The 12,580-nt window shown below is 35.2% G+C and carries 13 protein-coding genes; 9 read left to right on the top strand and 4 right to left on the bottom strand.

Annotation, left to right across the window (positions count from 1 at the left end):
• From AST99_RS08110 to AST99_RS08085, 7 genes are all read left to right on the top strand, one after another.
• The coding region (locus tag AST99_RS08110; RefSeq protein ID WP_157486332.1) for a radical SAM protein at positions 1-977 on the top strand (977 nt) is incomplete at its 5' end.
• 57 nt (positions 978-1,034) lie between these two features.
• Positions 1,035-1,202, top strand: a complete 168-nt coding sequence (locus AST99_RS18570; protein WP_157486331.1) for a hypothetical protein — start codon at positions 1,035-1,037, stop codon at positions 1,200-1,202.
• Positions 1,203-1,377: 175 nt separating this feature from the next.
• Positions 1,378-1,917 (top strand): lipocalin family protein, encoded by a 540-nt coding sequence (locus tag AST99_RS08105; protein WP_057781260.1) that lies wholly within the window; start codon positions 1,378-1,380, stop codon positions 1,915-1,917.
• A 116-nt stretch (positions 1,918-2,033) separates the two neighbouring features.
• Entirely contained in the window at positions 2,034-2,723 is a 690-nt protein-coding gene (gene aqpZ / locus AST99_RS08100) for an aquaporin Z (protein WP_057781257.1), read from the top strand.
• 109 nt (positions 2,724-2,832) lie between these two features.
• The gene (locus tag AST99_RS08095) at positions 2,833-3,375 is read left to right on the top strand and encodes a pyridoxamine 5'-phosphate oxidase family protein (protein WP_057781254.1); all 543 of its coding nucleotides are present in this window, start codon (positions 2,833-2,835) and stop codon (positions 3,373-3,375) included.
• 1 nt (position 3,376) lies between these two features.
• Positions 3,377-4,630, top strand: coding sequence for an ATP-binding cassette domain-containing protein (locus tag AST99_RS08090; protein WP_057781249.1), 1,254 nt, complete (start codon positions 3,377-3,379; stop codon positions 4,628-4,630).
• A 12-nt stretch (positions 4,631-4,642) separates the two neighbouring features.
• On the top strand, positions 4,643-5,845 hold the full coding sequence (locus AST99_RS08085) for an MFS transporter (protein WP_057781246.1): 1,203 nt from the start codon (positions 4,643-4,645) through the stop codon (positions 5,843-5,845).
• Between the two features lie 8 nt (positions 5,846-5,853).
• On the opposite strand, the gene AST99_RS08080 is transcribed toward AST99_RS08085, so the two are convergent.
• From AST99_RS08080 to AST99_RS08070, 3 genes are all read right to left on the bottom strand, one after another.
• Positions 5,854-6,687 carry a 2OG-Fe(II) oxygenase gene (locus AST99_RS08080; protein ID WP_198151432.1) on the bottom strand — a complete coding sequence of 278 codons (834 nt, stop codon included), beginning with the start codon at positions 6,685-6,687 and terminating at the stop codon, positions 5,854-5,856.
• Between the two features lie 45 nt (positions 6,688-6,732).
• The gene (gene ypfJ / locus AST99_RS08075) at positions 6,733-7,635 is read right to left on the bottom strand and encodes a KPN_02809 family neutral zinc metallopeptidase (RefSeq protein WP_057781243.1); all 903 of its coding nucleotides are present in this window, start codon (positions 7,633-7,635) and stop codon (positions 6,733-6,735) included.
• 113 nt (positions 7,636-7,748) lie between these two features.
• Positions 7,749-8,336, bottom strand: coding sequence for an acetate uptake transporter (locus AST99_RS08070; RefSeq protein ID WP_057781240.1), 588 nt, complete (start codon positions 8,334-8,336; stop codon positions 7,749-7,751).
• 192 nt (positions 8,337-8,528) lie between these two features.
• Here AST99_RS08070 and AST99_RS08065 point away from each other — a divergent pair, with 192 nt between their 5' ends.
• Complete coding sequence (locus AST99_RS08065) at positions 8,529-9,290, top strand: Rossmann-fold NAD(P)-binding domain-containing protein (protein WP_057781237.1); 762 nt, start codon at positions 8,529-8,531, stop codon at positions 9,288-9,290.
• Between the two features lie 30 nt (positions 9,291-9,320).
• Positions 9,321-10,313, top strand: coding sequence for a DUF1028 domain-containing protein (locus AST99_RS08060; protein WP_083495636.1), 993 nt, complete (start codon positions 9,321-9,323; stop codon positions 10,311-10,313).
• Positions 10,314-10,404: 91 nt separating this feature from the next.
• Here the strand turns inward: AST99_RS08060 and AST99_RS08055 are convergent, their stop codons facing one another.
• Complete coding sequence (locus tag AST99_RS08055) at positions 10,405-12,378, bottom strand: protein-disulfide reductase DsbD family protein (RefSeq protein WP_057781235.1); 1,974 nt, start codon at positions 12,376-12,378, stop codon at positions 10,405-10,407.
• Positions 12,379-12,580 lie beyond the last annotated feature (202 nt).

Here is a 12,580-nt window from a genome sequence, read left to right as displayed (position 1 = left end):
TTTTTGAAACCGCCAATAAAGCTGAAAATTTTGAATTTAGTTTTGAAGGGCACCCTAATTTTACCACCACTGAACAATTACAAGTTTTATTTGATTTAGGATTTACACGAAATAGTTTTGGAATACAAGACTACGATCCTAAAGTACAAAAAGCTATACACAGAGTACAATCTTTTGAGGCTGTACAACAAGTTACAGAAGATTCTAGAACCATAGGATACAACTCTGTAAGTCACGATTTAATTTTTGGTTTACCGTTTCAAACCGAAGAAAGCATTCGTGAAACGATTAAAAAGACAGTGGAATTAAAACCAGACCGTATTGCATATTATAGCTACGCACATGTGCCGTGGATTAAAGGTAATGGACAACGCGGATTTAAAGACACAGATTTACCACAAGATCACGAAAAGCGTGCCTTATACGAATTAGGAAAGCAATTGTTTTTCGATGCCGGCTACGTAGAAATTGGCATGGATCATTTTGCTTTGCCTACAGACTCGATGTACACCGCTATGGAAAGCAAAACTTTACATCGTAATTTTATGGGCTATACCTCTGGAAAAACAAAACTCATGATTGGATTAGGAGTCTCGTCTATTAGTGATTCTTGGTATAGTTTTGCTCAAAACGAAAAAAACATAGACGATTATTATGCCCGTTTACGCGCTGGAGAATTGCCTATTTTTAGAGGGCATTTACTTTCTAATGAAGACTTAGTGGTTAGACAACACATCTTAAATATTATGTGCAACCTGGAAACCTCTTGGAAAATTCCTGATATGCTATTGGAAGCTCTTCCAGAAATTTTATCGCATTTAAAAGAAATGGAAGCAGATGGTATTTTAAATATTTTCGAAGATCGACTGGTTGTAAAAGAAGAAGGCCGTATGTTTATTAGAAACGTGTGTATGGCATTCGATCTAAAATTGCATAAAAGTAAACCGGAAACCAAATTATTTTCTATGACCATTTAAGGTCATTATGCTTTTTCGAAAAAATTTATTAATTTACTTTCTTAAACTGGTAAACATATGAAAACGAAAATAACTTTTATTCTAGGGATATTAAGTATTAGTACAGGAGTATTTTTACATTATTACCTTCAAAACGATGCATTCGATTTCTTTAAAGGCATTGCCTTTGGAAGCGGTATAGGTTTATTATTAACAGGGCCTTTTCTAAAAAGAAAGCACGCTTAAATAAATTTGTATTTAAATCACTAACTATAAAAGGGAAGCATGAGCTTCTCTTTTTTTATATCTTTTAATTATATTCATTTAAATCAAAAAAACATTTAATACCATCCTTTCAACTGCTTTAAAATGTATAAAATTACAATTGCAAAATGCATGTATAACATTTAAACATTATAAAATGAATAATATAAAATTCATAATACCCACCGTGTTAATCGTATTAACCGCTATAGTCTTTACATCTTGTGCAACTATTCCTGAAAGCGCAAAAGCTGTAAGTCCGTTTAATAAAGAAAAATACCTTGGAACTTGGTATGAAATTGCACGTCTGGATTTTAAATATGAAAAAGATTTAAACAACACCACTGCGAACTATTCCATTAATCCAGATGAAAGTATTAAAGTGGTTAACAAAGGCTATAATTATGTAAAAGATGAATGGACAGAAGCAAACGGAAAAGCCAAATTTGTAGACAGTGATACTATTGCGAAATTAAAAGTGTCCTTTTTCGGGCCTTTTTATTCTGGTTACAATGTTATTGCCTTGGCAGACAATTATAATTATGCTTTGGTTGCAGGTAAAAACCTAGATTATTTATGGATTTTGTCTAGAGAAACCACCATTCCCGAAGACATAAAACAAGACTTCTTAAATCAAGCCAAAGCTATTGGCTACAACATTAAAGACCTAATTTGGGTAGAACACACTGATTCTTAGACGATATTATCTTAAATTTTTCTTAAATTATAACTAGTTTTTTCGCATATTTATTGCGTTAAGCTGAAAGCTGTACACAACAGATCAACTTTTCAACTAATCAATAAACCAACTTTATGAAAAAATTAGTAGCAGAATTTATAGGCACCATGTGGCTTGTATTAGGCGGATGTGGTAGCGCAGTTTTAGCAGCTGGATATCCAGAATTAGGAATTGGATTTGTAGGAGTCGCAATGGCTTTTGGACTTACCGTTTTAACAATGGCATATGCTATCGGGCATATTTCAGGTTGCCATTTAAATCCCGCAGTAACTATAGGACTTACTGTTGGCGGACGTTTTGACAAAAAAGACGTGGCACCTTACATTATTGCTCAAGTACTCGGAGGAATTTTAGGAGCAGGAATCTTATATGGTATTGCTTCAGGAAAAGCGGGCTTTGAATTGGGTGGCTTTGCTGCTAACGGTTATGGAGAGCATTCTCCAGACGGATACAATATGATGTCGGCTTTAATTACAGAAGTTGTAATGACATTTATGTTTTTAATGATCATTTTAGGCGCTACACATTCTAAAGCACCTAAAGGTTTTGGCGGATTAGCAATTGGATTAGGCTTAACGCTTATTCATTTAATTAGTATTCCAGTAACAAATACTTCGGTAAACCCTGCAAGAAGTACGAGTCAGGCCTTATTTGTTGGCGACTGGGCTTTAGGTCAATTATGGTTGTTTTGGGTTGCTCCAATTGTAGGCGCAATACTTGCCGGTGTAGTATATAAATTTATTTCGCCAGAAAAAGCAGTTTAGATTTTATTCTCTTTTTTATAAAAACATCTACTTTTTAACTCACAAAACGTAAGTTAAAAAGTAGATGTTTTATTTTTATACCTTACTACAGTCACTAAAACAGTAAACCATGGGTAAAAAAACAGATCATATAGCGCCACGTATAGCTGAATTCATTAAAAATCAGCATATCTTTTTTGTTGGTACTGCAGCAGCAGAAGGTCGCGTAAATGTGTCTCCTAAAGGCACAGACAGTTTTAGAGTCATTAACAAAAATAAGATTGTATGGCTAAATTTAACAGGAAGCGGAAATGAAACTGCCGCGCATGTATTACAAAACAATCGCATGACCATAATGTTTTGTGCCTTTGAAGGCAAACCACTTATTTTAAGACTTTACGGCAATGCAACTATTTTTCACCCGAGAGATACCGAGTTTCAGCAGTATAGTGAGTATTTCCCAAACGCTGTTGGGTCTAGACAAATTATTGAAATGGACGTAGATTTAGTTCAAACCTCATGCGGATTTGGAGTTCCGTTTATGGATTATAATTCGGAACGCAGCATGTTAGACGATTGGGCCAATCAAAAAGGGGAAGATGGTATTGAACAATACTGGGCAGATAAAAACACCAAAAGCATAGACGGCTTCGAAACGCAAATTATTAAATAACATGACACACATACACCTTGCCATACGTTTTAGTAAAACGCCAACACCTGAAGATTACATTACAGCGATTACAAGTTCAGAACATCCTTTATTATCGGAATTCAAGGGTAAGCAAGGCACATTTTTATCAAATGCCACTTTAGATGAATATGTGAAGGCAGAATTATTACACGATGATTTCACCTTAACCAAAGATTCCAAAAGACACCTATTATCACTTTCTAGTGGTGAACGCAGGACTTTATTATTCAATCATCTATTAAAAGGCAATCCTCAATTTTTAGTTCTTGTTAATCCGTTTGATTCTCTAGACATTGAAAATGTAGCCAAATTAAAAGCGCGTTTAACCTTGTTATCTAAAGACATTCCTACTATTCAGTTTTTTAGTCGTACAGATGAGATTATGCCATATGTAACATCTCATTTAAAACTCGGAGAGGACATTTACATCATACAACCCATTTCAGAATATTTTGCACAAGAACAAAACACACCCACATTCGGTTTTAATAATCCGCTCCCAAAGCCTATTTCAGAACCAAAACACACTTTACCTAGTAAATTAATAGATCTTAAGAAAGTTAACGTATCATATAACGACAAATCCATTTTAAATAACATTACTTGGTCTATTACACAAGGTGAGTTTTGGGAATTAAAAGGCGCAAATGGCACTGGTAAATCTACGCTTGTTACCATGATGATTGGAGATAATCCAAAAGCGTATGGTCAGGATGTAAATTTATTTGGGAAAAAGAGAGGTTCTGGAGAAACGGTATGGGACATAAAGCGTAACATCGGGTATTTTACGCCAAGTATGATGCATTTATTTAAGGGCCAACACTCCGCCTTGAATATGGTTATTTCAGGATTAAAAGATAGTATTGGATTGTATATAACTCCAACAGATTTAGAAGTGAATTTGGCAAAGCAATGGTTAGAATTAATCGGATTAAATACTATTACAAACACCAACTATTATTACCTCTCTGAAACTAATAAACGCTTAATTTTAATTTGTAGAGCCATGATTAAACATCCGCCTTTACTAATTCTAGACGAACCCACAGTTGGTTTAGACGATAAAGGTGCTCGTGTGTTTATAAATTTAGTTCAAAAAATTGCTAAGGAAAGTAAGACGGCTATTTTATATGTTTCGCATAAAACTGAGCAAGAACTAAAACCAACATTCATTTTCCAATTGGAACGTACAGAAGCAGGTTCTATCGGGAATATAATAACACCAAGTAGTTAGCAAACTATGTAAATGATACACGCACAACAAAGTCTGACGGAACGTATACCTAAGAAAATTTTACCGTTAATTATTATCTCTCAATTTTGTTGTACATCACTCTGGTTTGCAGGAAATGGTGTTATGGATGAGCTTATACGTGTCTATAATTTAGATCCGTCTGTACTGAGTTTCTTAACATCTTCAGTGCAATTTGGATTTATTATTGGCACATTTGTCTTTGCTTTATTTACAATTGCAGACCGGTATTCCCCTTCTAAAGTGTTTATGATAAGTGCCGTTTTAGCAGCTATTTTTAATCTTGGCATTGTTTTAAAAGGGCAATCGCTTACCGTGTTATTACTCTTACGTTTTTCAACTGGTTTTTTCCTTGCTGGCATTTATCCTGTAGGCATGAAAATCGCAGCCGATTATTACAACACGGGCTTAGGTAAGGCTCTAGGCCTTTTGGTTGGCGCATTAGTTTTAGGCACCGCATTCCCTCATCTTTTAAGTAATATCACTCAACATTTACCTTGGGAAACAGTTATATATGCGACCTCTTTACTATCTTTGTTTGGAGGACTAATAATCTTAATCTTTGTTCCTAATGGTCCGTTTAGAAAACACAGCATCAAAATAGACTTAACAGCACTGACAAAACTTTTTAAAAATCAAGATTTTAAAGGTGCAGCTTATGGTTATTTTGGACACATGTGGGAGCTCTATGCCTTTTGGGCTTTTACGCCAATCATGATAAAAACATACAACGGCCTACATCCAGAGGCTCATTTAGATATTGCCTTGTATTCCTTTTTAATTATAGGTATGGGAAGTTTAGGTTGTATTATCAGCGGTTGGTTATCAGGGAGCAAGGGCCTAAAACCTTCAGCTTATTTTATACTATTAGTTTCTGCTGTATGTTGTGTATTATCTCCTTTAAGTTTTTATGTAAACTCAAGCTTGCTTTTTATTCTTTTTATGGTCGTTTGGGGCATGTTTGTCGTTGCAGATTCACCACTATTTTCAACCTTAGTTGCTAATAATACAGCATCTCATGCCAAAGGGAGTGCATTAACTATTGTAAACTGTATTGGATATGCCATTACCATAGTTAGCATACAAACTTTGGGATTCTTACAAACGTTTATAAATCCAACTTACGTGTATGTAACTTTAGCTATAGGTCCCATTTTAGGCTTAATTGCTTTAAGAACCAAAGGTACTAAGGCTTAAAGAACGCTTTATTCGTCTTTTTTGTATACATGCGGATTTTCAACAATGCCCTTTTTAAATACTTTTCTAATACTCATACGTAAGAATGAATCGAGTTTAAGAATCTGATTTGTAAACACCTGTTCTGGACGTCCTCTAAAAGTGGTGACATGAAAAGAATCTGTAGTTTGTAACGGTCGATTTGAAAAGTAGTAATTAGATACACATTGTCTTGAAGCGTCTGCAGTAACGGGACTTACAGAATGCCAAGATGTTTTATGAGTTGCCATAACAACGAGTCTATTAAATTTGGAATGCACTATCGTTTGAGGCGATTCTAATCCGTTGGGCCAAAGTTCTAAATGTCCGCCATTGTCATCATGCCAATCTGGAGACACATAATATAACAAGTTTAAAACGCGCCACCGACTTCTATCTTTATCATGAGAATTATCTAAATGCGGATTAAGAAATTGACCTTTACGCATTGCTGATATTCCACCTGCGTATAAATTTTCATCTGGATACAAATCATCTATATCACAAATTTCACGGACCAATTTCACTATGTCTTCATCTTGAAAAGCATAAATAGCGTCTTCTAAAATGGGGTTGTATTTATCCATTTGAGCTGCGACATGCTTATACTCCCGTAGGCTTTTTTTAAGCACCATATCTTCGGGTGAAGGAAATTGATTGTGAATTGATTTGGCAAGCGCATCGGGTAAAACATTATCTATATAAAAATATCCAATTTTATCTTTTGAAGCTTCAAACTGTTGCTTTATAGCCTCTTTATCTTTAGTTAAGCGTTCTAAAATAAGTTTAGATAAATATGCTCTGTCTATGGAGTCTTTACTCATTAATCATGCATTTAAAATAAATAAGATGTGGATTAGGTTATAGGCTTAAAGCGGATTAGTACTAAATGTATCGCCTTGAGACACATCTCCAGATTCAAATCCTTTTTTAAACCAGCGCATACGTTGTGCAGAGGTTCCGTGAGTAAACGAATCAGGTACAACACGACCAGTAGCTTGTTTTTGTAAACGATCGTCTCCAATAGCATTGGCAGCGTTTAAAGCTTCTTCTAAATCGCCACTTTCCATCATTTGTGTCATTTCTTGAGAATGGTGTGCCCAAACTCCTGCAAAATAATCGGCTTGAAGCTCTAACCGTACTGAATATTTGTTGTATTCCGTAGCGCTTAACTGTCCTCTTAACTGTTGCATTTTATCTGTAATGCCCATAATTTTCTGTACGTGATGACCAACTTCGTGTGCAATCACATAAGCTTGTGCAAAATCTCCAGGAGCATTCATTTGGCGCTCCATATCATCAAAAAAACTAATATCTAAATACAATTGTTCATCGCCAGGACAATAAAAAGGTCCCGTAGAACTAGATGCTGCACCACAAGCAGAAGACACAGACCCTGTAAATAGTACTAATGTAGGTTCGCGATAATTGGTTAGCAATGTATTCCAAACATCTTCGGTGCTTGCAAGAATGGTTTTACTAAATTGTGCAAGTTCTTCATCTTCGGCTGTTGGCTGATAGGTTGATGACTCCGTTTGTATTTGTCCACCACCTAAAAATTGACTGACTAAGTTTAAAGGATTATATCCCGTAACAAAAGAAAGTACAGCGACAATGGCAACAACTATTAATCCTTTTTTTGAAAACAGCATTTTTATCAAAGGAATCAACAACATTGGACTAATACCTCCAAATCCGCCACCTGTACTTGGTCCACTCTGCCCTCTTCTATCATCTACGTTAGAACTTTGTCTTCTTCCTTGCCATTTCATAATGCACTTATAATTTAGTTTGTTAATGTAATCAAAAGTAAACTACTCCGTTTAAAACTACAATTTAAATTTAGGTTACCTAAAATTTAAAACAGATTACAATTAGAAAAAACTTATTGATTTATAGGCCCTAATGGCATCACCACACGACCATACACCTCATTAAGTAACGTACCTACACCTGCATAAATGGCCGATACGCCACAAAAAATACCTTCTATTCCTGTAATGGTTTTAATTGTGCTATTTTCAGTATAATCGCCTAATGCCAATAAGAAAAATAATACTGCTAGAGTTCCAAAAACAACTTGCAAGGCTTTACTTATTTTTAATGTGCCTATAAAAAATAGAGACGTAAAAATACCCCACATAATTAAATAGGCAACCATTGCGCCAACAGAAGGCCCTTCAAAAATATTCATTTTAGGCATTAAAATAATTCCGACTAAACTTAACCAGAAAAAACCATAAGAAATAAATGCGGTCATTCCGAAGCTGTTATTTTTTTTAGATTCTAATATACCTGCAATGATCTGTGCAGAACCACCATAAAAAATTCCCATGGCAAGAATCATAGAATTCATATCGTAAAACCCAGCATTATGCAGATTTAATAAAACGGTAGTCATTCCAAAAGCTAAAAGGCCTAAAGGACCAGGATTTGCCGAATTGTCTTTAATAGTTAGTGTAGTTTGTTCCATTTATCTTAATTTGTTAATTATTAGTGGTTGTATATTTTAAAGGATTACCCAATAGATTATTAAAAACAAACAATAAGCAATCTATTAAAAAGAATATCTTAAAATAACACTGAAAAATTACGAAATTTACACATACAACCTTAAGCTTTTTAATTTTTTATCGACTGTAAAACACCATAATTACAATTTTATATGCAAAACATAAGTATTTTAGGATGTGGCTGGCTTGGTCTTCCTTTAGCTGAAACCTTAATTGATAAGCACTATAATGTTAAAGGATCGACTACGCAAACAGAAAAATTACCCGTTCTAGATGCTGTTGGAATCGATGCATTCCTTGTGAATATTACGTCTGAATCAATCAATACCGAGTTTTTAAATGCAGATATTCTAATCATTTTAATTACCAGTAAAGATCACGAAGCTTTTAAACGCTTAATTAAATTCATTGAAATTTCTAGTATAAAAAAAGTAATTTTTATCAGTTCCACATCTGTTTATCCAAACACGAATGCTGTGGTTACAGAAAGCAGTCCGAATTCTGATAGTCCGTTAGTAGGCATTGAAGAATTGTTCAGACAAAACACAGCGTTTGAGACGACGATAATAAGATTTGGTGGCTTATTCGGATACCAAAGAAAACCTGGAAATTTTATACGAGCACACAATACAATCCCGAATCCAGAAGGCTTTATAAACTTAATTCACCAAGACGATTGTATCCAAATTTTAATCGGCATCATTGAAAAAAACATTTGGAATCAGACGTTCAATGCATGTGCAGATTCACACCCCAAACGTGCCGATTTTTACACCAAAGAAATGGCTAAAGTTGGACGCTTACATCCTATTTTAGATCCTGATTCGGATAACGTATATAAAATTGTAAGTCCAAAAAAACTCATATCTGCACTAAATTATACCTTTAAATATTCTAATTTAATGGATTATTAATCCTGAAAACCATCACTCATTCTCTAATCTATGCACACACACTCATTTAAATCCGTAATTATAATTGCTGTAATCTTTTTAACGCAGTTATCCTTCGCACAAGTTTACAAAGATCAATTTGCACATACCTTTTCTATCGTTGCCCGAGACGTTAACACCGGAGAAATGGCCGTTGGAGTACAAAGCCATTGGTTTAATGTTGGTAGTATTGTGGCTTGGGGGAAATCGGGTGTTGGCGTTGTTGCCACCCAATCGTTTGTAAATCCGGCTTACGGCCCTAACGGATTAGAATTAATGCAAAGCGGAACTACGGCAAAAGACGCTTTAAAAACGTTAGTAAAAGAAGACGACGGTCGTGATTTTCGTCAGGTAGCCATGCTAGATGTTAACGGTAGTGTTGATGCATTTACTGGAGCAAATTGTGTAACATCTGCCCACCAAATTATAGGAGACAATTTTTCTGTTCAAGCAAATATGATGCTAAACGACGCTGTTGTACCAGCCATGGAACGCGCTTTTAAAACCCATAGTAATTTACCTTTGGCAGAACGCATTGTTAAAGTTTTACAAGCCGCTCAAGCTGCAGGCGGAGACATACGTGGTCGACAATCGGCTGCACTCATTGTGGTTGGACCTGAATTGGTCGCAAACACATGGCAAGATAAATTGGTGAATTTAAACGTAGAAGATAGCGAAGAACCTTTAGTAGAATTAGAACGTTTATTGAAAGTCCATAACGCATATAATTTTATGAATGAAGGCGACTTAGCTGTAGAACATGGCGATATGAAAAAGGCAATGGAAGCTTACGGTACCGCACAACGCATGTTTCCTGAAAATTTAGAAATGAAATATTGGACAGCAATTGCCATGGCGAATTCAGGACAGCTTAATGAAGCACTACCTATTTTTAAATCTATTTTTGAAAAGGATAATAACTGGAGAATCATGACAGAACGTTTACCTAAATCTGGACTATTAACCGTTTCTGAAACCGAATTAAATAAGATTTTAAAACTCTAATCTCTAAAATTACAAATTGAAAAAGCCTTCGTTATTACAGATGTATCGAAGGCTTTTTTTATTATTAATAAGATCTTAATCCTACAAAATTCTATTTTTTGAATTCCTGAATTCCTTGTTCTAACCAATCTTGGTATAGCTCTGCATCTGGAAGATAAGCGACAGGTTCTACTAATTTTTCTTCAGAATGATCTATAATCACATAAAACGGTTGTGAATTAGCCTTGTATTTTATGGTTTGCATTTCGCTCCATTTTTGTCCGATATATTTTAATTTTTTTCCTGGTTTTAATTGAGATTCTACAACTTCATCTTCTTCTAAAGGACGCTTATCATCTACGTATAGAGAAATTAAGACCACATCGTTTTTTAAGATACTCAACACGCCAGGTTCTGGCCATACATTTTGTTCCATCTTTCTACAATTCACACAAGCCCAACCTGTAAAATCTAACATAATAGGCTTACCTACTTCTTTAGCATAAGCGACCCCTTTATCATAATCGTTAAACGCCAAGATATCGTGTGGCGCTAATAAGTGTGCCCCTTCAGGTAAATCGCCATGAGCCTCTGCAGTTGTAGCTCCACCTCCAAGTTTAGAGAATCCTACACCGTAAGGCGATTCGCTATATTCTAATGGTGGCGGGAAGGCACTAATAAGATTTAAAGGTGCGCCCCATAATCCAGGAATCATATATATAGTAAAAGACAATACAATAAGACCTAAACTTAATCGCCCTACCGAGATATGGGCTAAAGGCGAATCGTGTGGTAATTGTATTTTTCCGAAGAGATATAATGCCAAAGTACCAAAAATGGCAATCCAAATCGCAATAAACACTTCGCGTTCTAACACATGCAATTGCAATACTAAATCGGCATTCGATAAAAACTTAAATGCTAAAGCCAATTCTAAAAACCCTAAAACTACTTTCACCGTATTTAACCAACCACCAGATTTAGGTAAAGAATTTAACCATCCCGGAAACGCTGCAAACAACGCAAACGGTAATGCTATGGCTAAAGAGAATCCGAACATACCTATAATTGGAGCAATACCACCTTTTGATGCCGATTCGACTAAAAGTGTACCAACAATAGGTCCTGTACAAGAAAAAGAGACTATAGCCAAGGCTAAAGCCATAAAGAAAATCCCTACTAATCCGCCACGGTCGGCTTGAGAATCGACTTTATTTGCCCATGAATTTGGTAGCACTATTTCGAAAGCTCCTAAAAAAGATACGGCAAAAACAACCAACAACACAAAGAACACCACATTAAACCACACATTTGTAGACAACGCATTTAAAGCACTAGCACCAAAAATTCCTGTTACAGCCGTTCCTAATAGCACGTAAATTACAATAATGCTAACCCCATAAATAATCGCATTTTTAATACCTGCCGCTTTGTTTTTACTTTGTTTGGTAAAGAAACTCACTGTCATAGGAATCATCGGGAATACACAAGGCGTTAATAAGGCCGCAAAACCTGATAAAAAGGCAATAAAAAAGATAGACCAAAGCCCTTTCTTAGACGCTGAAGCTTCTTTTTTCTCAATCTGTTTTTCTGAAACGACCTCGGTTTTTTCTGCTACAGCGCTAGCAGATGTGGCGTTTTCATTTAATACAAATTCTAATTCTACCTCTGTAGGTGGCATACACTGCGTATCGTCGCACACCATATACTCTACAAATCCATCAATTTTATCAATCGCCGAAGCCACTTTAATATGTTGAACAAACTCTGTGCGTCCTTCAAAAAATTTGATCTCCATCTCAAAAACAGGATCATCTATAACATGTCCTTCACCTTCCAAAGTGTTGCCATCTAAGGTAAAAGTGCCTTCAGAATTATCGTAAATAAAAGTAGTTGGAATGGGGCCATTTTCCGGAACAAATTGCGAATACAAATGCCAACTTGTCTCGACATCTGCAATGGAAATTAACTTATATTCTGTATCCGATACTTTTTCTACTGAAGTAGACCATTTAACAGGGTCTAAAATTTGAGAGAATGCAGATATGCTAATTGTAAATAAAAGGGCAAAAAGGATATGCTTCATAGTGAATGAAAAGTAATAAAGAGTTGATTGATATTTCTTAATTAATGCTATTTCGTTTTTTCAAGATCCTACAAATATACATTGACTACAGTCAATTACGCCAATTCTTTTAGAACTATTAACAATAGAATTTTATAAAAGAAGTAAGATTTAAATAGGATTATCGCCTAAAATAGCTTCAAAAGTATTCGCTTGAAATCTT

Origin of the sequence: Formosa algae (assembly GCF_001439665.1) — a bacterium.
In the GTDB taxonomy this organism is placed as follows: domain Bacteria; phylum Bacteroidota; class Bacteroidia; order Flavobacteriales; family Flavobacteriaceae; genus Formosa; species Formosa algae.
This window is presented reverse-complemented; position numbering and strand designations above follow the sequence as displayed.